The following is a 22,057-nucleotide window of genomic DNA, read 5'->3' on the forward strand; positions in this document are numbered from 1 at the left end:
TCAACTGACCCCTCAAAGTGAAGAACCGCGTGGAGGATTGCGGTCCAGCAGCTCCACACTGCCATCCTCGTTCTGCTGTTCCAGAATTACATCGAACCCCCACAGGCGGTGCACATGCTTCAGCACCTCGCGACGGCTCTTATCCAGCGGCGTGCGGCTCTGCGGCACATAGCGCAGGGTCAGCGAACGGTCACCGCGCACATCAACGTTGTAAACCTGAATGTTAGGCTCAAGGTTACTCAGGTTGTACTGTGCGGAAAGTTGCTGACGAATCGCCCGGTAACCCGCCTCATCGTGGATCGCCGCGATTTCGAGATAGTTATTGCGGTCATCATCCAGCACAGTGAACAGCCGGAAATCGCGCATCACTTTCGGCGACAGGAACTGGCTGATAAAACTCTCATCCTTAAACTCACGCATCGCAAAATGCAGTGTTTCCAGCCAGTCGGAACCGGCGATATCCGGGAACCAGTAGCGGTCCTCTTCCGTTGGCGACTGACAGATACGCTTAATATCCTGCATCATCGCAAACCCTAAGGCGTAAGGGTTGATACCGTTGTACCACTGACTGTTATAAGGCGGCTGAAACACCACATTGGTGTGGCTGTGCAGGAACTCCATCATAAAGCGTTCCGACACTTTGCCTTCGTCATACAGGTGATTCAGGATGGTGTAGTGCCAGAAGGTTGCCCAGCCTTCATTCATCACCTGGGTCTGTTTCTGCGGATAGAAATACTGGCTCACCTTGCGCACGATGCGCAGGATCTCACGCTGCCAGGACTCCAGCAGCGGGGCGTTTTTTTCCATAAAATAGAGCAGGTTTTCCTGCGGCTCAGAAGGGTAGCGTGCGGCTTCAAAAGCCACCGCCTCGGTCTCACGTCGTGGCAGCGTGCGCCACAAGGTGTTTACCTGACTTTGCAGATACTCTTCACGACTTTTCTGGCGCGCCTTCTCCTCCTGCAGGGAGATCTTCTGCGGGCGTTTATAGCGATCGACGCCATAATTCATTAAGGCATGGCAGGAATCGAGTAGTCGCTCGACCTCTTCGACGCCATAGCGCTCTTCGCAGTCACTGATATAGTTTTTGGCAAACAGCAGATAATCGACAATTGAGCCGGCATCGGTCCAGCTGCGGAACAGATAGTTATTTTTGAAGAATGAGTTGTGGCCATAGCAGGCATGCGCCATCACCAGCGCCTGCATGGTCATGGTGTTCTCTTCCATCAGGTAGGCGATGCAGGGATTCGAGTTGATGACAATCTCATAGGCCAGCCCCTGCTGACCGTGCTTATAACGCTGCTCGGTCTCGATAAACTTTTTACCGAATGACCAGTGTGAATAGTTGATGGGCATGCCGACGCTGGAATAGGCATCCATCATTTGTTCAGAGGTGATCACTTCGATTTGGTGCGGGTAGGTATCAAGCCGGTAGAGTTTAGCCACCCGGTCGATCTCTGCTAAATAGACATCAAGCAGTTCGAATGTCCAGTCTGGTCCGTCATTGAGTCGTTTGCTGTCTCTGATGGCTTCGTCAAAGATTGTCGTCATAGCGCACCTCTTTTTTGCAAACCGGCTGACCCGAAAGACAACCCGTTCTGGTTATTTAAGGCTTCGTCCTGAAAAAGGGAACCCGAAAAAAACTGAGCGAACACAACAATGATAGCCCACTGTCGCTTATCCGAAATGCGAACTCAAATGAATTCTTTGGCACAAAATCATTAAGAGTGTTGCAGCAGAAAATTTAACAGCCTTTAATGCGACCATTAATTTGAAACGCGGAATATCATCCTGTTTATAAGCGGAATGTATGGGGTTGAAGGATTCTCCTGCAATGTGCAGATTTAACTGCCTCTATTGTCATTTATTTCTGTCTTTCGTGATTAAGGCGCATAAAGCGCTGAAATTAGCCGGACGGCAAGATTTTAGTTACCTGAAAAGTGAAAAAGATGTGAAATGGATGCTGAATTTATGGGGTGGTGTCCGCTGTGTAAATCCGCTGACTATCATCTTCTTAACAGTGAATTATGCTTTTACATGCCGGGTGGGGGAGCTATGCACGTTGTAATTCTTGGAAGTGGTGTGGTGGGAGTGGCAAGCGCCTGGTATCTGGCGCGCGCCGGACATCAGGTAACCGTCATCGATCGTCAACCCGCGGCGGCGATGGAGACCAGCGCGGGTAATGCCGGTCAGATCTCACCCGGTTATGCCGCACCCTGGGCCGCGCCAGGCGTGCCATTGAAAGCAGTGAAGTGGATGTTTCAGCGCCACGCGCCGCTGGCTATCCGGCTGGATGGCAGCAGTTTTCAGCTGGAGTGGATGTGGCGCATGCTGCGTAACTGCGACATCAACCACTATCAGCAGAACAAAAGCCGCATGGTACGGATTGCGGAATACAGTCGCGACTGCATGAAAGCGCTGCGTTCAGAGACCGGCATCGCCTATGAAGGTCGTCAGGGTGGAACATTACAATTGTTCCGCACTCAACAGCAGTTTGAGAGCGCCAGCAAAGATATTGCCGTGCTGCGCGACGCGGGCGTGCCCTATGAGCTGTTAGAGGCGCATGAACTGTCACGCGTTGAGCCAGCCCTGGCGGCAACGCAGCATAAACTCACTGGCGGATTACGGCTGCCCAACGATGAAACCGGCGACTGTCAGCTTTTCACCCAGCGTCTGGCAAAAATGGCCGAAGAGGCGGGCGTCGTTTTCCGTTTTAATACTCCGGTCGATCATCTGCTGCGCGATGGCAATCGTATTTATGGTGTGAAGTGTGGTGAGGAGATCATCAAGGCGGATAGTTATGTGGTGGCCTTTGGTTCCTACTCCACCGCGCTGTTAAAAAATGTCATTGATATCCCGGTCTATCCGCTAAAAGGCTACTCTCTGACCATTCCGATTAAAAATCCTGACGCTGCGCCGGTTTCGACCATTCTGGATGAGACTTACAAAGTGGCGGTGACCCGTTTTGACGATCGTATTCGTGTGGGTGGCATGGCAGAGATTGTTGGTTTTAACACCAAACTCACTGAAGCACGTCGGGAAACGCTGGAGATGGTCGTCAGTGATCTCTATCCTGAAGGCGGTCATGTCGCGCAGGCGAGTTTCTGGACCGGGCTGCGTCCGATGACGCCAGACGGTACGCCGATTGTGGGTGCCACGCCAATCTCCAATCTCTGGCTCAACACCGGTCACGGTACGCTGGGCTGGACGATGGCGTGTGGTTCTGGTCAGCTGCTGGCCGATCTCATCTCCGGTAAAAAGCCTGCCATTGCGGCGGATGACTTAGCGGTGTTCCGCTACTTACCCGGTTTCGCGGCGACGTCATCGCCGCTGCGTAACGCCAACGCAACTCGTTAAGTCTTCAGGGAGAGAGAGGATGTCACGTCCGATTATCGCTACCATCAATCAGCAGGCGTTACGTCAGAACCTGGCGGTCGTTCGCCAGGCGGCACCTGCATCCCGCGTCTGGTCAGTGGTGAAAGCGAATGCTTACGGCCATGGAATTGAACGCGTCCGCGAGGCGTTATCTGCCACTGACGGCTTCGCACTGCTTAATATGGAGGAGGCGATCCAGCTGCGTGAGCAGGGCTGGAAAAAACCGATTCTGTTACTGGAGGGATTTTTCCAGCCAGAAGATTTGCAGTTAATCGATCGCTATCGTCTGACTACGAGTGTGCACAGCAACTGGCAAATCAAAGCACTGGCCAGTGCCCAACTCTCTGCCCCGGTTGATATTTATCTCAAAATGAACAGCGGGATGAACCGTCTGGGCTTTCGCCCGGAGCAGGTCAACGGCGCGTGGCAGAAACTGCGGGCGCTGAGCAATGTGGGTGAGATGACGCTGATGGCGCATTTCGCCGATGCTGAAAATCCGCAGGGTTTAGTTGCACCGCTGCAGCGCATTGAGCAGGCGGCAGAAGGGTTGAGCTGCCCGCGATCGCTCTCTAACTCCGCCTGCACCTTATGGCATCCTGAAGCGCATTTTGACTGGGTTCGTCCTGGCATTATTCTCTATGGCGCATCGCCCAGCGGTGACTGGCAGGACATTGCAGGCAGTGGCCTGCAGCCGGTGATGACCTTAAGCAGTGAGATTATCGCGGTTCAGCAATTACAGGCTGGCGATGGCGTGGGTTACGGCTATCGCTATCATGCCAGCACGGCGCAGCGGATTGGCGTGGTGGCCTGCGGTTACGCTGATGGCTATCCGCGTCATGCCCCAACCGGCACCCCGGTCTGCGTCGATGGTGTGATGACGCAGGTGGTGGGAGCCGTCTCCATGGATATGATTACCGTGGACTTAACGCCTTGCCCTCAGGCTGGCATTGGCTCAGCCGTTGAGCTTTGGGGTGAGCAGGTGAAAATCGATCAGGTAGCAAAAGCAGCCGGAACGGTAGGGTATGAGCTGATGTGCGCCCTGGCACCCCGCGTTCCGGTCACCGTTATTTAAGCGCGTTCAGGCTGCCGCGCATCTTTCTGCTGCAGCGCCAGGCGATAAACGCCAGCGCTGCACCCAGCAGCATCATTAGGCTCAGCGAGAGCTTCTCCGCCACCGGCAGCGCAACGATTACCAGGCTGCCTGCTGCACCACCGGCCATCTGAATAAATCCCTGCAGGGCGGACGCCACGCCTGCCTGTTGCTGATACGGCTCCAGCGCATAGCTGGTGGCGGGTCCTACCGTAAAGGCCAGTCCGGCAACCGATACCGCCACCGGGAACATGTAGAGCGCCCAGTGTGTTTGCATTTCCGCCGGAAATATCTGCGTTCCCGCCATCAGTAGCACCGCGCCCAGCAGCATCGTTAAAAACCCCATTGCCAGACAGAAAGGGCGACCCGCTTTGCGAATCGCTTTATTCACAAACATGCTGACAAACATAATCCAGAAACCGTTGGCCCCGAAAGCAAACGAGAACTGGATCGGCGTCAGGCCGCCTTCGGTCATTAATACCTGTGGTGCCAGCGACACATAGGTCAGCACCATGCCAAGCGCACCGGCATTGGCAAAAGCGAACGCCAGAAAACGCGGCTGACGCAGAATTTCAGCGTACTGCTTAACCGGTAATCCTTTCACCCGCAGGGTATCTGCCGGGCGCGTCTCGGGCAGCCAGATAATCACCAGCAGCGTAATCAGCAGACCGTAGGCGCAGAGGAACCAGAAGGGCGCGCGCCAGTCAAAGGCGCTGGCCAGCAGGCCACCCAGTAACGGAGCGAGTGCCGGAACGATATTCAGTGCGCCGTTCAGGAATCCATAGGCACGTGCGGCATCATCGCCACTCAGGCGGTCGCGCACGCCGCTAAAGGCGACAACGGCGCTACAACAGACGCCACAGCCCTGCACCAGACGAGCAAGGACGAACAGCGGGAATGACGTTGCCGTGGCAGCGATAGCACTGCCGGCGATGTAAAGCGCAAGTCCAAGCAGGGCAATTGGCTTGCGGCCATAGTTGTCCACCAGCGGACCCGTGACCAGTTGTCCCAGCCCCATGACCAGCAGAAACAGTGGAATCGTGGTCTGAACCAGATTAACCGGCGTATCCAGCCCTTCTGCGATTTGTGGCAGCGTGGGCAAATAGAGATCAATGCCTAAGGGTGCCAGCAGCACCAGGCTTAATAACAGCAGCGTAAATTTTTGCATAACAACCAGAGGGTAACGTTCTGTTGAAAAACGATCGAAGAGGGTAATGATTCAGAGGTAAAAAAGATAGAGGAAGTCGTGCGGAAAGTGCGATGCCTGCTGTAAACAGGCATCGCATTAAAGGCCTAGTAGGCGCCGTCGCGGCGTAATACCACCCCTGCGGTTTTAAACAGGATCGCGATATCGGTCCAGAGCGCCCAGTTTTTGACATACCAGGAGTCAAAGTAGACGCGGGTGTCATAGTCGATATCGTTACGTCCGCTGACCTGCCAAAGACCTGTCATGCCGGGTTTAGCCATCAGGTAATAGTCGACATCACCCGCGTAACGCTCCAGCTCCGCTTCGATAACCGGACGCGGACCCACCAGGCTCATCTCGCCGCGGATCACGTTCCATAGCTGCGGTAACTCATCCAGACTGGTTTTTCGCAGGAAGCTACCAATACGGGTCACGCGCGGGTCGTTTTTCAGTTTGAAATCTTTGTCCCACTCAATCCGCGCCTCTTCACTGGTTGCCAGTAATTTCTCCAGCACCTCTTTTGAATTGGTCACCATGGAACGGAATTTCAGGCATTTGAATTTTTTGCCATTCTGGCCCACACGTTCGTGACCATAAATTGCATTGCCGCCATCGCGTTTCACCATGTAGCAGAGCAGAGCGAAGATCGGGCCAAGGAACAGCAGCAGCATTGACGCCACAACGATGTCAAAGGCACGCTTCATGAAACGGGAGGAGTGTTTCGCCAGGTTGTTGCTGACGCGCAGGATCATCACTTCATGGCTAAAGATAAAGGACATGTCCGTACCATAAAGCGGTACACCGCGCAGCGTTGGGATCACTGAGACTGAACGGCAGTTCATCTTCGACAGGAATTTCAGCCAGCGATCGCGCATTGGCTGCTGCTCATACTCCATGGCAACAATAAACTGCACGTTATCACGGTCAATGGTCTGCCAGTTAATGTCTTTCCAGGTGATAACGGGCACGCCATTCACGCTCTGCTGGGCAGGAACATCATCAACCGAGATAAAGGCCTGCACGTTGTAGCCCAGGATCTCTTCACTCTGCAGCGCCGCATAAGCTTCGGTGGCATTGCGGCCGGAACCGATAATGATGGTCTCTTTCTGCCACTGGCCCGCTTTATTGATGGCGCGTTTCACCAGAGCACGCATCAGTGGGAGCAGCAGCAGGGCATATGTCCAGCTGAAGACCCACACCATGCGGGAGAAGTCCCATTTAGAAAAAGCGATCAGTGCGAGGTCGAGCAGTGAAAAAACAAATAATGTTTTAACGATCTCTTTCAGCTCAAACCAGAACGGTTTGCGATAAGTATAGTGACGCAGACGTACCCAGAACCAGCCGGTACACATTACTGACATAATAAACTGTGCCACGAAACGATATTCGATCTGGTGCGGTGGAATAAAGGTATCCAGTTCGCCCCAAATACCTTGTATCGTCGCGGCAGATAAAAACAGTGCCAGATTAAGTGCAATCAGATCGGAAAAGCTCAGGGCGAATTTCACGATGATATTTTTACGCGTGCCGCTCCATGAGCGGCTCGGGCTATTCATTATCAATGTACTTGCCATAAAACCTGCTCTCTTTCTCAAGTAAAAGATGGCCTGACCAGAATCAGGTGCGCGCTCAGGAGTGGGCCTCTGAAAAATTAAAAAATAATTTTCAGTCTGTTGCAGTCAGTAAAGCCAGTACAGCTGCAAAAAAGATAACGATTAAAGCGTGATGATAATCACGGAATGTTGCAGCATTGAGAATGAGTATGCAGGAGTTATTTGACAGAGTTAATACGGAAAAAATCTGAAAACATCAAAACTGATTAAAGTTTTAAATAGCTAGATTGCTGATTTTATTAGATAAAATAAGGAAGGGGTCAGTTATAACCAAACTGTTTAAGACGCTTTTTAGGAATTACCGCCGAATCTGACGACTGGCGGTAATGATCGCGCATCAGGCAGGTTTCTTTAAAATCCAGCGGTCCTGCTGTTTATCGTAATGGCCGATCTGCAGATTCACAGGTTCCCCATCAATCCAGGCCGGGACGCTGGTATCACGATCCCAGCCATCAAGTTGCGTAATTAAACCGGGATTAGTGTGACAGGGGATACTGACAGTGTCCGGATTCTCACCGCCAAGATCGGCATCAACAATCTCATAACGACCAATTTTAACCACGTGTCCCATTCATTTCTCCCGTTTTTACTGGCATAGAACGTTAAGCTTAGCGTATTGAGAGAAAATAACGTGGCTGAATCATTAGGATTATTCCTTCTCTTCCGCTGGCCGGACACCAATTTTCACAATACGATTATCCTCTTTCTCAGCGACAGTCCATGTCAGTTGATTCCACTCCACCTGATCGCCGACCACCGGTGAACCGCCGAGCATAGCCAGAACCAGCTGTCCCAGTGACTGCTGATCATTAGTGCTCTCATCCAGTTCCAGTCCGTAAATCTGCGCAACATCGCGCAGGCGAGCTTCTGCATCCAGAATAAAGTCACCGAAGAAGCGCTGGTCGAGCGAAACCGGCGGTGACTGACTGAACATCTTGCCCAGCGCGGGAAGATCGCGCTCGCGGCCAATGACGCAGATAACGTCGTTCTCTTTCAGACGCGTCCCGCCATTGGGATGCATCAGCACATTGTCACGAAAAAGGGCAGCGATACGCGTCTCGCGTGGCATCTGCAGATCACGCAGTGCGGCACCGACACACCACTTGTCGGCGCTGAGCTGGTAGACGAACTGCTCCCAGGGATTTTCCGGATGAATATCCAGACCCACACGGCTGATAGGTGAAGCGGTTGGCGGCACCACCACTTTGGCTTTTTTGGCGGCAAAGCCCAGTGAGGTGCCCTGCAGCATCAGGGAGACCAGCACCACAAAGAAAGCGATATTAAAATAGAGCGAAGCGTTCTCTAGGCCTGCCATCATCGGGAAGACCGCAAGAATAATCGGTACCGCACCACGTAAGCCGACCCAGCTAATAAAGACCCGTTCACGGGTAGTGAAGTTGCGAAATGGCAGCAGGCCAATAAAGACCGACAGCGGACGTGCCACCAGAATCAGCCACAGCGAGAGGAGCATGGCTGGCACCGCGATGTGCCACAAATCAGAGGGTGTGACCAGCAGCCCCAGCACAATGAACATGCCAATCTGACTGAGCCAGGCCATACCGTCAAAGGTCTGCAGAATGCCGTGGCGGTTACGAATCGGGCGGTTGCCTAGTAAGAAGCCACAGAGATAGACCGCCAGAATGCCGCTGCCCTCTAATACCGTGGTCAGAGCGAACACCAGAATGCCGCCACTCAACGCCAGCAACGGGTAAAGGCCAGGAGCCAGACTGATACGGTTTATCAGTTGCTGCAGCGCCCAGCCGCCGCCCAGGCCTAATACGATACCCAGACCGAACTGCTGTACCAGATGCACCAGGAACATCCAGTCAAGACCGCTGCGGCCCTGTTCAATCATTTCAATCAGTGTAATGGTGAGAAACACGGCCATCGGGTCGTTGCTGCCCGATTCAATCTCCAGCGTGGAGCTGACGCGCTCATTCAGGCCTTTGTCACCCAGCAGTGAGAAGACTGCGGCAGCATCCGTAGAGCCAATAATGGCGCCAATCAGGAAGCCCTGCATCATGTCGAGGTTAAAGAGCCATGCGGCCACGACGCCCGTTAAACCTGCGGTGATCATCACGCCGACGGTGGCCAGCGACAGCGCAGGCCCGAGCGCGACTTTAAACGAGCTGGCTTTGGTTCGCATACCGCCATCCAGCAGGATGATTGCCAGCGCCAGGTTAGAAATTAAGTAAGCCGCGGGATAGTTATCGAAAGCGATGCCGCCGATACCATCAACACCGGTGAGCATACCCAGTGCGAGGAAGATAACCAGAATAGGGATGCCCAGTCGGGATGAGAAAGAGCTGAGCAGAATGCTCGATGCTACCAGCACGGAACCGATGATAAAAAGACTGTAGACAATAGTGTGGTTCAAACCCGGTCTCCTGAGATATGACAGTGCGCTGCAGCAACTGCTGACAAATATCCATGCTATCTCTGAAAGATAATGTTTTATCAAGGAGTTGTCATTGTGAAAATGATCATTATACGAATTGCTTAAGAGGGTATGGAATCAGATTAATGTGAAGAATGAGGGGGTTGGCAGGCAAGCGGGAGAAAACAGACTGTTTTAGCAGGTTATTCGGCAGATAAAAAAAGCCGGTGATTAACCGGCTTGGTGGGTCAGGCTTCCGTTGCCTGTTTATGAAACAGCGATCGGAACACCGGATAGATATCTTCCGGCTCGCGGATATGTTCAATGGCAAAGTTATCGAATGTTGCCTGCAGATGCTCATACTCACGCCACAGCGTCTGATGCGCACGGCGGGTAATTTCGATATAGCTGTAATAACGCACGACCGGCAGAATATGCTTGGCCAGAATCTCATGACAGAGCGGTGAATCGTCCGCCCAGTTGTCACCGTCCGATGCCTGCGCTGCGTAGATATTCCACTGCGCCGGGTCATAGCGTTCTTTCACGACTTCATCCATCAGTTTCAGTGCACTGGACACGATGGTGCCGCCCGTCTCCTGAGAATAGAAGAACTCCTGTTCGTCCACCTCTTTGGCCTGCGTGTGATGACGGATATAAACCACATCAACGTTCTTGTAGGTGCGGCTCAGGAACAGGTAAAGCAGGATATAGAAGCGTTTCGCCATATCCTTGGTGGCCTGATCCATCGAACCTGAGACATCCATCAGACAGAACATGACCGCCTGGCTGGAAGGCTCCGGGCGTTTCTCGAAGTTTTTGTAGCGCAGATCGAAGGTGTCGATAAAGGGCACCCGTTCGATGCGCGCCCGCAATTCAGCGATCTCTTTGCGTAGCCGCTCCTCCTCCAGCAACTGAGCCGGTTCAGATTTCTCAATCTCCTGCAGCGTCTCTTCCAGTTCATGCAGCATACGGCGTTTCCCTGCCGTCATTGCGGTACGACGCGCCAGTGAGTTCTGCAGCGAACGCACGACGCTGATATTGGCTGGTACGCCGTTAGAGGTGAAACCGGCACGGTGAGTCTTATATTCATTAAGCTGACGATGCTGGTTGCGGCGCAGGTTAGGCAGGGCAAGATCTTCAAACAGCAGGTCAAGGTACTCATCTTTCGAGATCTGAAAGACAAACTCATCCTGTCCTTCACCATCCTGACTGGCATTACCCTGTCCGCTGCCACCACCGCCGCCGCCCTGTGGACGCTCAACACGGTCATTCTGCACAAAATGGTCGTTACCCGGATGGACCCGATGACGATTCCCGCCGCGTCCCTGATGGAAAATCGGCTCATTGATGTCGTCAATAGGTATAGAGACGGACTCACCGCTGCTGACGTCGGTCACCGAGCGTTTATTGATGGCCTCGGAGATCGACTGCTTAATTTGCGACTTATAACGGCGAAGAAAGCGCTGGCGGTTAACCGCGCTCTTGTTCTTACCGTTAAGCCGGCGATCGATGAAATAGGCCATGGTATTCCCCCAAACTACATTGTAAGCAGGTCGGGCGCACCCGACCCTGTCAGACCGGTATCACTTACCGGCAAGCTTACCTCTATCAGGACGATTTACGTACACGCAGATACCATTCACACAGCAGGCGAACCTGTTTGCGGGTATAGCCTTTTTCCATCATGCGATCGACAAAATCATCATGTTTTTTCTGCTCATCGGTAGAGGTCTTGGTATTGAACGAAATCACCGGCAGTAACTCCTCGGTATTCGAGAACATTTTCTTCTCAATTACTGTGCGTAACTTCTCGTAACTGGTCCAGTTTGGATTGCGACCATTATTGTGTGCTCTGGCGCGCAGCACAAAATTGACGATCTCATTACGGAAGTCTTTCGGGTTACTGATACCAGCGGGTTTCTCAATTTTCTCCAGTTCCGCATTGAGCGATTCACGATCAAACAGCTGTCCGGTATCGGGATCGCGATACTCCTGATCCTGAATCCAGAAGTCAGCATAAGTGACATAGCGGTCAAAGATGTTCTGACCATACTCTGAGTAGGACTCCAGATAAGCAGTCTGAATCTCTTTGCCGATAAACTCAGCGTATTTAGGAATCAGATAACCTTTAAGATGTTCAAGGTATTTCTCTGCCTGATCCTGTGGAAACTGCTCACGTTCAATCTGCTGCTCCAGCACATAGAACAGATGAACCGGGTTGGCGGCCACTTCAGCGTGGTCGAAGTTAAACACCCGTGACAGGATTTTAAAGGCAAAGCGGGTCGAGAGACCGTTCATCCCCTCATCCACACCGGCGTAGTCGTGATACTCCTGCCAGGACTTCGCTTTAGGATCGGTATCTTTGAGGCTTTCACCATCGTACACCCGCATTTTGGAATAGATACTGGAGTTCTCAGGATCTTTCAGGCGCGACAGGATAGAGAAGCGTGCCAGCGTTTCCAGCGTGCCGGGTGCGCAGGGCGAAGTCGCCAGCTCACTGTGGTTAAGCAACTTGTCGTAGATTTTGATCTCTTCAGAGACCCGCAGGCAGTAGGGCACCTTGACGATATAGACACGGTCAAGGAACGCCTCATTATTCTTGTTGTTACGGAACGTCACCCATTCAGATTCGTTGGAGTGCGCCAGAATAATGCCGTTAAACGGCAGGGCCGAAATGCCTTCGGTACCGTTATAGTTCCCTTCCTGCGTCGCCGTCAGTAACGGATGCAGCACTTTAATCGGCGCTTTAAACATCTCGACGAACTCCATGATGCCCTGGTTCGCGCGGCAGAGAGCACCGGAGTAGCCGTAGGCATCGGGATCGTTTTGCGCATGGTTTTCCAGTTTACGGATATCCACTTTACCCACCAGCGCAGAGATATCCTGGTTGTTCTCATCGCCGGGTTCAGTTTTGGCGATCGCCAGCTGTTCCAGAATCGACGGCCAGACTTTAACGACTTTGAAACGTGAAATATCACCACCAAAATCGTGCAGACGTTTAGCGGCCCATGGCGACATAATCGTGCCGAGGTAGCGGCGCGGTACGCCATACTCTTTTTCAAGAATGTGCGCATCTTCCTGCGGGTTAAACAGGCAAAGAGGGTGGTCATTTACCGGGCTGCGTTCGCCGTCGGCACTGAGCACATAAATAGGCACTCGCTGCATCAGCGACTTAAGCCGTTCCGCCAGTGAGGATTTACCGCCACCGACCGGCCCCAGCAAATAGAGGATCTGTTTCTTCTCTTCCAGTCCCTGAGCGGCATGTTTCAGGTAGGAGACGATCTGTTCAATCGCTTCCTCCATGCCGTAAAACTCCTCGAACGCTGGATAGCGTCCCATCACACGGTTGGAGAATATTCTGGAAAGGCGTGGCTCCTGAGCAGTGTCGACCATTACCGGCTCTCCGATAGCCATTAACAGTCGCTCTGCAGCGTTGGCGTATGCACTGCGATCCTGCTTACAGATAGCAAGAAATTCCTGCAGTGTGAACTCTTCGTCCTTGGCAGCTTCATAACGCTGACGATAGTGATCGAATATATTCATAGCGATGCCCGTCCTTTCGTTTTTAGCACAGGTAAGGAGCACAATTAATGGCTTGTAGCAGCTCCCGGAAGATATTCTCTGTTGAGTACAGCAACCCTTATGCCAACCTGATCTTTTTTATCGGGATACACAACGTTTGTGGTTACTCTGCTCGGTCAAATTCTATGCTGTTACTTCTAACTGTAGATGGCTTCTAGGAAATTTCCTCCACGGGTTTAGGTGAATGAGGGGAAGATCAAGAGTAATTCAGGTTTGTCGTGAGATGAGTTCATATGGGTGATGCTTTAACTTAACGTGTTTTTAACCTTAAATGCCACTTTGATTGGTGAGTAACTTAAAGGAATTCGATATAAGTTAATGCAGCCGTAAAAAAACGTTAGACTTCCTGTTTGATTGTTATATTTATGGAATGAATAAATTGTGAACCAATTCAAATTTAAGACGCTTGTTGCACTTCTGCCTTGTTATTTACTGAGCTCGCAGGCCTTTGCCGCACCGCTTTCTCTTGGTGCGTCGGTACTCTATGCCCAGTCACCTTATCGCGGCGGTCAGGATCGCTATATCCCCCTTCCGGTGATCAACTATGAGGGTGAAGACTTCTGGTTCCGCAGCCTGCAGGGTGGCTACTATCTGTGGAAAGATCCCCAGAACCAGCTTTCGCTGACGCTGCTGGGTTCACCGCAGGAGTACAAACCCAGCGAGAATGACCTGGGCGACATGAAAGGGCTGGATAAACGCCGTATGACGCTGATGGGTGGCGCAACGTATCGTCACGTTGCTGACTGGGGTATTGTCCGTACTTCATTACTGGGCGATGTGCTGAACAACAGCAACGGGATGATGTGGGATTTAACCTACCTTTATCGCTTTGAGATGGGCGACTTCAGTCTTACTCCGGGCATCGGTGCTATCTGGAACAGCGCCAATCAAAACCGTTACTACTACGGTGTCTCCGGCCATGAAAGCGCCCGGACCGGCATCAGTCGCTATACGCCTGATGACAGCTGGTCCCCTTACGTTGAGCTGAATGCCAGCTATCAGATTTCTCCGCAGTGGAATGCCAGCCTCACAGGACGCTACACGCGCTTTGACAGCGAAATCAAAGACAGCCCGATGATTGATAAAAGCGGGCAGGCGTTAATCTGGACAGGTATCAGCTACACCTTCTGATAACGCTTCATTCGCACCAAAAGAGGGCATTTATTGCCCTCTGTTCTTTTACAGGGCCCCGAAAGGGGGCGGGAGAGCAGAATGCGCAACACGATTAACTTTGCTGACTTCAACAATCTGCCGGTCATTGGCCAGGGCACCTGGTACATGGGCGAAAATCCGGCGCAGCGTTCCGCTGAAATCGCTGCACTGCAGGCAGGTCTTGAATGTGGTTTGCAATTGATTGATACCGCCGAAATGTACGCCGACGGCGGAGCCGAAGAGGTGGTCGGGCAGGCCATGCTGGGGCGTCGCGACAAGGCGCTGCTGGTATCAAAAGTCTATCCGTGGAATGCAGGCGAAGTGGATGCTATTGAAGCCTGTGAGCGCAGCCTGCGCCGTCTGCAGACCGATTATCTTGACCTTTACCTGTTGCACTGGCGCGGTAATGTTCCACTGGAAGAGACCCTGCGCGCCATGGAACGCCTGCAGCAGCAGGGCAAGATCCGTCACTGGGGCGTCTCGAATTTTGACACAGACGATATGGCAGAACTGTGGGATGAACCGGAAGGAAGTCAGTGTACGACCAATCAGGTGCTCTATCATCTGGCGTCACGCGGTATTGAATTTGATCTGCTGCCGGCATGTCAGCAGCGTGAGATGCCGATAATGGCCTACTGTCCGCTGGCACAGGCAGGACGGCTGCGGGACTCACTCTTTACCGACCCGGTACTGACGCAGATTGCACAACAGAAGGGCATTAGCGTCGCGCAGCTTCTGCTGGCCTGGGTCATTCGTCAGCCTGGGGTGATTGCCATTCCCAAAGCCAGCTCAGTCGTTCACGTTCAGGAAAATGCTGCGGCACTGGAGGTCGTCCTGACCGATGAAGAGTTGCAGCTCATCGATCGTGCCTGGCCAGCACCACAGCATAAGTTACCGCTTGATATCGTTTAGCCGCTGACCTTGTCGCCCGCTGCGGCTTTCTTCTTCAGGCGGAAAGTCGTGGCCAGGCGTGCTGGCTTCTCACCTGCGCTGCGTAACGGTTTGCTGATGCGCGCCGTCTCCACGCAGACCATGGTTTTATAACCCTCATTCGCCATATCCGACATGCTGCAGGAGAGTTCCACACCCGGATTCCACGTGACAACGTCACTGTGGTGGTGGTGATAAACCTCAATCTGCCGTTCACCCACCGTATCATTGATCACCGAGCAATCTTCTGCGGCGGTAAAGATACGGTCGATGCGTCCCGGATAACGTTGCTTGCCGTCGCTGCGGCCAGCTTCACCGTTATTCACCTTGTCGATAAAACTATTGCCCAGACCGGAAACCTCAACGCCGTTGATGTCGCTGACGGTAAAGTAGCTGTGCAGCGCTGCTGTGGCTTCGAAGTCACCGTAGGCTTCAAGTTCGATCTCACAATGCTGGCCCAGGCGGAAGCGGGCAATCAGGGTAAACTCATGCGGCCAGAGCTTCAGCGTCTGTGCGTTGCTCTCCAGCACCAGCGTCAGCATCACGCCATCTTCATTCTCATCATGCGCAGTCAGCTTCCACGGTTGAATACGGGCAAAACCGTGTGCCGGTTCGCCTGCAGGGCCGAACCACGGCCAGCAGATGGGGACACCGCCACGAATTGCTTTGCCCGGTGAGAAGAGACTCTTATCGCTCAGCCAGAGCACCGGCTTTTCGCCGCTTGGCTGCCAGGCGATCAGATGCGCGCCCTGCAGGGTGATCGCAGCCCGAACTTTTGGGTGACTGATGACAATCGCCGGGAGTTCACCTACCTGACGCTGGGTGAGGTAAGGGGAAATCTGATTAACCACCGGCAGAGTAAACAGCTTATCTTGCATGTTCGATTCCTTCCTGTACGGATAAAAAAAGGGCGACCGAAGTCGCCCTTATTCTCAATGCTGTCTGGCTGCCTTATTTAGCAGAAACCAGTGCAATCAGGTCGAGAACTTTGTTTGAGTAGCCAGTTTCGTTGTCGTACCAGGAAACCAGTTTCACAAAGTTGTCGTTCAGCGCGATACCGGCTTTAGCGTCAAACACTGAAGTCAGGATTTCGCCGTTGAAGTCGGTAGAAACCACGTCATCTTCAACATAGCCCAGAACGTCTTTCATCTCGCCTTCTGCAGCTGCTTTGATTGCAGCACAGATTTCTTTGTAAGACGCCGCTTTTTCCAGACGCACGGTCAGGTCAACAACGGAAACGTTAGGGGTAGGTACGCGGAATGCCATACCGGTCAGTTTGCCGTTCAGCTCTGGCAGAACTTTACCAACGGCTTTCGCTGCGCCAGTTGATGAAGGGATGATGTTCTGCGATGCGCCGCGGCCGCCGCGCCAGTCTTTGTGAGACGGACCATCAACGGTTTTCTGGGTTGCAGTGGTCGCGTGAACAGTGGTCATCAGACCTTCAACGATGCCGAACTTGTCGTTGATCACTTTGGCAAGTGGTGCCAGGCAGTTGGTGGTACAGGAAGCGTTAGAAACGATATCCTGGCCATCATATTTGTCGAAGTTTGCACCACGAACAAACATTGGGGTGTCATCTTTAGATGGACCGGTCAGAACGACTTTCTTAGCACCAGCGGTGATGTGTTTACGTGCGGTTTCGTCAGTCAGGAAGATACCGGTTGCTTCAGCAACAACGTCAACGCCCACTTCATCCCACTTCAGGTTCGCTGGATCACGTTCAGCAGTAACACGGATTTTTTTACCGTTAACCACCAGTGCGCCATCCTGAACTTCTACGGTGCCGTCGAAACGACCGTGTGTAGAGTCATACTTCAGCATGTACGCCATGTAATCCGCGTCCAGCAGGTCGTTGATAGCAACGATTTCGATGTCAGAACGCTTTTGAGCAGCACGGAAAACGATGCGACCGATACGGCCGAAACCATTGATACCTACTTTGATAGTCATATATTCCACCAGCTATTGGTTAGTGAATAAAAGTTGCCTGTAAAATTACAAAAACCTTACCAGGCGTCAAGCGGAATCGTGTCAATTGTTGCGACAGGTCAATTCGCCTGAAAGGAATTATTCGATGCGCAACCGCTTGCGCGCCGCTCATCATATCGCGCTTCGTCGTTTCAATCGCCGAATATATAGGGATGCCCGAAACAAAAGGTGATCGAAGTCACAAATCCGCTTAGCAGCAGACGGGCTGAAAGGGTGAGCACAAAAAAAGACCCGGGTTATGTTGATCATTTGTTAGAATAATAGTCGAATTTTTCAGAATGGCACTTCCCCGGAATCCTAAAATGGCTAAAGACACCGCAACCGACGCAAAAATCGCCGAGCTGACAGAGATGCAGCGTTATGTGACACAGCAGCGCGGAACGGAACCGCCCTACAGCGGCGCACTGCTCCACAACAAGCAGGAAGGGATCTACCACTGCCTGGTCTGTGAGGCGCCACTCTTTCTCTCTGAGACCAAATATGATTCTGGCTGTGGCTGGCCCAGTTTTTATCAGCCAGTGAGTGATGATGCGATTCGTTACATCGAAGATAATTCACATGGCATGCAGCGTGTTGAGATCCGCTGTGGCAGTTGTGATGCGCATCTGGGGCACGTCTTCCCCGATGGCCCGCAACCGACTGGCGAACGCTACTGTGTTAACTCCGCCTCATTGAATTTTACCGACGAGCAGGGCGAACAGACCAAAGGGTAACGGCAATGAAGGAACAACTTGAAGCAATGCTTGCGTCAATGACACCTGAAGTTTATCAGCGGCTGGCGACTGCGGTTGAGATTGGTAAGTGGCCGGATGGTGTGGCGCTGACTCAGGAGCAGCGTGACAACTGCCTGCAACTGGTAATGATGTGGCAGGCAAGGCACAACGACGCGCCACAGCATATGACCATCGGTAAAGGTGGCGAGATGGTGATGAAGTCGAAAAAAGAACTGAAAGAGGAGTTCGGCATCGACCCGGATGTAACACGGATTCATCTGCACTAATCTGCACGAAATAGAGCTGGCGTCGAGCCAGCTCTATCTTTAAATCAAAATAGCGCCCTGAGCGGTCATCTGTGCAAAGGCGATCTCACTGTCCTCTGGATTCAGATTCACTCCGCGGCAACCCTCTTTAACCACCTCAACGTGATACCCCAGCTCCAGCGCATCCAGTACGCTGTATTTCACGCAGTAGTCCGTCGCCAGCCCCAGCATCACCAGGTGGGTAATGCCACGCTCACGCAGCCAGCTGTCCAGTTCGGTTTTACGGCGATGACCGTTGTCAAAAAAGGCGCTGTAGCTGTCGACATCATGATCTTCGCCTTTGTGGAATGTCGCATCAAACAGCGAGCGATCCAGACCGGGATGAAAATCTGCGCCCGCTGAGCCCTGAATACCGTGATCGGGCCACCAGATCTGCGCCAGACCATTTAATTCGCCCAGGGTGTAAACCGGCTCGCCTGAAACTGAGGCAAAACTGCCGTGATCGGCCGGGTGCCAGTCCTGCAGGGCCAGAACGCACTCACCGTTTTCACGGAACATGCGCGCGTAACGATTTGCCACCTCAACAGTATGGTCACCCTCATGAACGGCCATGGGGCCGCCTGGGCAAAAATCGTTCTGGATATCAATAATGATGAGTGCCCGCTTCATTATTTGTCGCTCCGTTTCAGTCTTCAGTCAGTTCGCCGCGCAGATTCTGCTGCATTCTTGCACGGATTTGATCGGCCGACAGATCCTGGCTGAGTAAAAAGTGTAGTTTGGTCAATGCTGCTTCTACAGTGAGGTCGAATCCGCTGATTACGCCAGCATGTTCCAGTGCATTGCCGGTAGCGTATCCGCCCATATTCACTTTGCCAGAAATACATTGAGTGAGGTTCACCACCACGATGCCGCGCTCGCTGGCCTGCTGCAGTTCGGCAAGGAATTCTTTGTTCTGCGGTGCGTTACCCACGCCGTAAGAACGCAGGATCAACGCTTTCACGGGCTGACGCAGGAAGTTACGCACGACGTCTGCTGAAATCCCAGGATAGATGGTAACCACACCAATAGGCTGAGGCGTAATCGTGTGGACCCTGAGCTCGCCCTGACCGGACGGGGCGGGTGGTGTATTCAGGCGGCGAATATGAATGCCCGCTTCCAGCAGCGCAGAAAGGTTTGGCGAAGCAAAGGCATTAAAGCCGTCAGCGTGGGCCTTGGTCGTACGGTTGCCGCGATAAAGGGTATTATTAAAAAACAGTGATACTTCGCTGATCGGATAGTTAGCCGCGACATAAAGCGAATTTAACAGATTTTGCTGGCCATCTGAGCGCAGCTCAGCCAGTGGAATCTGCGACCCGGTCACAATCACCGGCTTAGCCAGATTTTCCAGCATAAAAGAGAGGGCTGAAGCGGTAAACGCCATGGTGTCCGTGCCATGCAAAATCACAAAACCATCGTAACGATCGTAGTTCTGGCGAATATCTTCGGCAATAGACTGCCAGTCTTCCGGTGTCATGTCGGAAGAGTCGATCAGCGGCTGATATTCGTGAATAGTGAAATCAGGCATCTCAGGGCGGTGGAACTCGGGCATGTTTGCCAGCTGCTGCTGGAGGTGTCCGGAGACCGGAATATAGCCCTGCGCCGAGCGTTGCATACCGATTGTCCCGCCAGTGTAGGCTACATAGATATTTTTCTTTTGCATCAGAGAACTCAGACTCGCCATAAAACGCGCAGTATAAGGGGAATAGCGGGGAAAAGCAGCCCGACCAGCGGCCGGGCTGAGAGGTTTATCGCACTTCGCCGCAGTTCAGGCAGAAGGCGTAACGGTTCTGAGGATCGTTTTGCTTGTCAAACAGACCCGGCTGGGCTTTCATGGCACTCATCACATCCAGCATCGGCGCTGGCAGCCAGGCTTTCAGCGTATCCGGCAATACTGCCTGCACAGACGCGTTCATCTGGCTCAGCATCATATCCAGGAAGCTCGGGTCATCCTGATACCAGCTCAGCATAGGTTTATCGACTTTCGCCAGCTCGCCTGCTTTCTTCACGGCATCATCAAAGTCACCCAGCGCATCAACCAGACCATTGGCTTTTGCATCGCTGCCGGTCCAGACGTGGCCCTGGGCAATGGCATCAATCTGCTCTGGCGTTTTGTGACGCGACTTCGCCACCAGACCCACAAAGTTGCGGTAGCCATTTTCGATGGTCAGCTGCATCATCTGCTGAACTTCGGCTGGCAACGCTTTGGTGGTAGAGATATCCGCCAGCGGGGAGGTCGCGACACCATCTGTGTGCACGCCAATGCTGTCCAGACTGTTCTCCAGCGTATTGATCACGCCAAAGATGCCAATCGAGCCGGTTAGCGTGCTCGGGTTCGCCACGATGTAGCTGGCGGGTGTTGAGATCCAGTAACCACCGGATGCCGCCATACCGCCCATAGAAACCACGATCGGCTTGCCCGCGGTCTGCGCCGCTGCCAGCTCTTCACGAATGGCTTCAGAAGCCGTGACGCTGCCGCCCGGGCTGTTCACCCGTAAAATGATCGCTTTAATTTTCGGATCAAGACGCGCATCGCGAATCTGAGCTGCCGTGGTGTCGCCACCGACGTTGCCCGGCGTCTCTTCGCCATCCATGATGGCTCCGCTGGCCATGACGACGGCGATGTTGCCATCCTGCTGAGAGCCTGCCGGTTTCACGCTGTAGTCATAAATGCTGACGCTGCGATAATCATTGCTCTGCTTATCCAGACCAAAGGTTTTTATCAGTTCTTCATCGGCTGCTGCTCGGGAACCCAGCGTATCAACCAGCTTATTATCCAGTGCATATTGCGCGGTATCGCCTTTCACCGCGTTCAATCCGGCAATGATTGCCGCCGCGCCCGGGAAAAGTTGCTCAGGCGTAATCTGACGATTGGCCGCCACGGTGTTCAGGTAATTCTGCCACAGCTGACCGACCCAGCGGCTGTCAGCATCCCGTGCAGCAGTGGACATATCGTCACGCAGGAACGGTTCTACCGCGGATTTATAAGTCCCGACACGGAAAACGTGTGAGGTGACTTTCAGCTTATCCAGCAGCGTTTTGTAATAAAGCCCGTTGGTGGCGAAACCATGCAGATCCACGCTGCCCTGCGGCGACAGGTAGATTTTAGTGGCGTAGCTGGCAAGGTAGTATTGCGCCTGGCTGTAGCTGTCACCCAGTGCATAAATCGGCTTACCGCTGTCACGGAATTCCCGTAATGCTTTTCCGACATATTGCAGCGAAGGCTGATCACCGCCGGCAAATTCGCGTAAATCCAGCACGATGCCTTTAATGTTGCTGTCGCCTTTTGCCTGGCGAATCGCGTCGACCACATCAAACAACGAATTTTCCTGTAGGCGGTCACTGCTGGCACCCAGCAGCTGGCGGCCGATTTTACTCAGACGATTGCTCACCGAGGGTTTATCCACCAGTACGCCGCTGAGATCGACTTTCAGTGCGCCTTGCTGAACCGGCGCTGAACTGCTGCCCGATCCGCTGACCTGCAGCCAGATCCCTGCACACACCACAATCAACAAAATCAGGAAAATATTCAGAATAAATTCCCTGATAAAATTCAATACCCGCCAGCTCCAGCGGAACAGACCTGCAATTATTCGCCACAATGTGCGCATCAGACTCTCCATAAATATGTAGCAGGAAGTGGCCGCCGCGCGGACCAGACTTCCCCGACGAGCTCATCCTAAAGAGCGGCGTGTTAAAAGTCAGCAGGAAATCACTGTGCACTGTTACAAAAAATCTGCCTGTGCCAGGA

General features: G+C 52.9%; 18 protein-coding genes. 6 read left to right on the forward strand and 12 right to left on the reverse strand.

The genetic code is table 11. The annotated features are described in order from the left end of the window. Positions 1 to 12 precede the first annotated feature (12 nt). Positions 13 to 1,548: a SpoVR family protein gene (locus P2R09_RS11210; protein WP_003852729.1), complete on the reverse strand. Its 1,536-nt coding sequence runs from the start codon at positions 1,546 to 1,548 to the stop codon at positions 13 to 15. A 504-nt stretch (positions 1,549 to 2,052) separates the two neighbouring features. Here P2R09_RS11210 and P2R09_RS11215 point away from each other — a divergent pair. Then, positions 2,053 to 3,354, forward strand: coding sequence for a D-amino acid dehydrogenase (locus P2R09_RS11215; protein ID WP_275769712.1), 1,302 nt, complete (start codon positions 2,053 to 2,055; stop codon positions 3,352 to 3,354). Between the two features lie 19 nt (positions 3,355 to 3,373). Beyond that, positions 3,374 to 4,444: a catabolic alanine racemase DadX gene (dadX, locus tag P2R09_RS11220; protein ID WP_275769714.1), complete on the forward strand. Its 1,071-nt coding sequence runs from the start codon at positions 3,374 to 3,376 to the stop codon at positions 4,442 to 4,444. Here dadX and P2R09_RS11225 read toward each other — a convergent pair. From P2R09_RS11225 to yeaG, 6 genes are all read right to left on the reverse strand, one after another. Further along, the gene (locus P2R09_RS11225) at positions 4,437 to 5,630 is read right to left on the reverse strand and encodes a multidrug effflux MFS transporter (protein WP_275769716.1); all 1,194 of its coding nucleotides are present in this window, start codon (positions 5,628 to 5,630) and stop codon (positions 4,437 to 4,439) included. The genes dadX and P2R09_RS11225 overlap by 8 nt on opposite strands. Positions 5,631 to 5,755: 125 nt before the next feature. Beyond that, positions 5,756 to 7,222 (reverse strand): undecaprenyl-phosphate galactose phosphotransferase WbaP, encoded by a 1,467-nt coding sequence (gene wbaP / locus P2R09_RS11230; protein WP_008925307.1) that lies wholly within the window; start codon positions 7,220 to 7,222, stop codon positions 5,756 to 5,758. Between the two features lie 376 nt (positions 7,223 to 7,598). Then, positions 7,599 to 7,832, reverse strand: a complete 234-nt coding sequence (locus P2R09_RS11235) for a DUF1480 family protein (protein WP_003852736.1) — start codon at positions 7,830 to 7,832, stop codon at positions 7,599 to 7,601. A gap of 78 nt (positions 7,833 to 7,910) precedes the next feature. Continuing rightward, positions 7,911 to 9,638: a potassium/proton antiporter gene (locus P2R09_RS11240; protein WP_003852737.1), complete on the reverse strand. Its 1,728-nt coding sequence runs from the start codon at positions 9,636 to 9,638 to the stop codon at positions 7,911 to 7,913. 248 nt (positions 9,639 to 9,886) lie between these two features. Further along, positions 9,887 to 11,161, reverse strand: coding sequence for a YeaH/YhbH family protein (locus tag P2R09_RS11245; protein WP_090960440.1), 1,275 nt, complete (start codon positions 11,159 to 11,161; stop codon positions 9,887 to 9,889). Between the two features lie 85 nt (positions 11,162 to 11,246). Beyond that, complete coding sequence (gene yeaG / locus P2R09_RS11250) at positions 11,247 to 13,181, reverse strand: protein kinase YeaG (RefSeq protein ID WP_003852739.1); 1,935 nt, start codon at positions 13,179 to 13,181, stop codon at positions 11,247 to 11,249. A 420-nt stretch (positions 13,182 to 13,601) separates the two neighbouring features. Between yeaG and P2R09_RS11255 the strand changes: the two genes are divergently transcribed. Both P2R09_RS11255 and P2R09_RS11260 read left to right on the forward strand, forming a co-directional pair. Then, positions 13,602 to 14,351: a MipA/OmpV family protein gene (locus P2R09_RS11255; RefSeq protein ID WP_003852740.1), complete on the forward strand. Its 750-nt coding sequence runs from the start codon at positions 13,602 to 13,604 to the stop codon at positions 14,349 to 14,351. 81 nt (positions 14,352 to 14,432) lie between these two features. Further along, positions 14,433 to 15,284: an aldo/keto reductase gene (locus tag P2R09_RS11260; protein ID WP_008925304.1), complete on the forward strand. Its 852-nt coding sequence runs from the start codon at positions 14,433 to 14,435 to the stop codon at positions 15,282 to 15,284. Here the strand turns inward: P2R09_RS11260 and P2R09_RS11265 are convergent. Both P2R09_RS11265 and gapA read right to left on the reverse strand, forming a co-directional pair. Further along, a complete protein-coding gene (locus P2R09_RS11265) occupies positions 15,281 to 16,180 on the reverse strand; it encodes a D-hexose-6-phosphate mutarotase (protein WP_275769725.1) in 900 nt (299 codons plus the stop codon). The two genes, P2R09_RS11260 and P2R09_RS11265, sit on opposite strands and share 4 nt — an antisense overlap. A gap of 73 nt (positions 16,181 to 16,253) precedes the next feature. Next, entirely contained in the window at positions 16,254 to 17,252 is a 999-nt protein-coding gene (gene gapA, locus P2R09_RS11270; RefSeq protein ID WP_003852747.1) for a glyceraldehyde-3-phosphate dehydrogenase, read from the reverse strand. Positions 17,253 to 17,593: 341 nt separating this feature from the next. On the opposite strand from gapA, the gene msrB reads away from it, so the two are divergent. Both msrB and P2R09_RS11280 read left to right on the forward strand, forming a co-directional pair. Next, complete coding sequence (msrB, locus tag P2R09_RS11275) at positions 17,594 to 18,004, forward strand: peptide-methionine (R)-S-oxide reductase MsrB (RefSeq protein WP_003852748.1); 411 nt, start codon at positions 17,594 to 17,596, stop codon at positions 18,002 to 18,004. Positions 18,005 to 18,009: 5 nt separating this feature from the next. Next, positions 18,010 to 18,291: a DUF1315 family protein gene (locus tag P2R09_RS11280; RefSeq protein WP_003852750.1), complete on the forward strand. Its 282-nt coding sequence runs from the start codon at positions 18,010 to 18,012 to the stop codon at positions 18,289 to 18,291. A gap of 39 nt (positions 18,292 to 18,330) precedes the next feature. On the opposite strand, the gene pncA is transcribed toward P2R09_RS11280, so the two are convergent. The 3 genes from pncA to sppA form a co-directional block, all read right to left on the reverse strand. Beyond that, positions 18,331 to 18,939, reverse strand: a complete 609-nt coding sequence (gene pncA, locus P2R09_RS11285; protein ID WP_275769732.1) for a bifunctional nicotinamidase/pyrazinamidase — start codon at positions 18,937 to 18,939, stop codon at positions 18,331 to 18,333. 16 nt (positions 18,940 to 18,955) lie between these two features. After that, positions 18,956 to 19,969, reverse strand: a complete 1,014-nt coding sequence (gene ansA, locus P2R09_RS11290; RefSeq protein WP_008925303.1) for an asparaginase — start codon at positions 19,967 to 19,969, stop codon at positions 18,956 to 18,958. Positions 19,970 to 20,054: 85 nt separating this feature from the next. Continuing rightward, positions 20,055 to 21,917 carry a signal peptide peptidase SppA gene (gene sppA, locus P2R09_RS11295; RefSeq protein WP_275769734.1) on the reverse strand — a complete coding sequence of 621 codons (1,863 nt, stop codon included), beginning with the start codon at positions 21,915 to 21,917 and terminating at the stop codon, positions 20,055 to 20,057. Positions 21,918 to 22,057: the final 140 nt, after the last annotated feature.

The organism is Pantoea sp. Cr_R13, from assembly GCF_029222565.1.
GTDB lineage: Bacteria > Pseudomonadota > Gammaproteobacteria > Enterobacterales > Enterobacteriaceae > Pantoea > Pantoea eucalypti.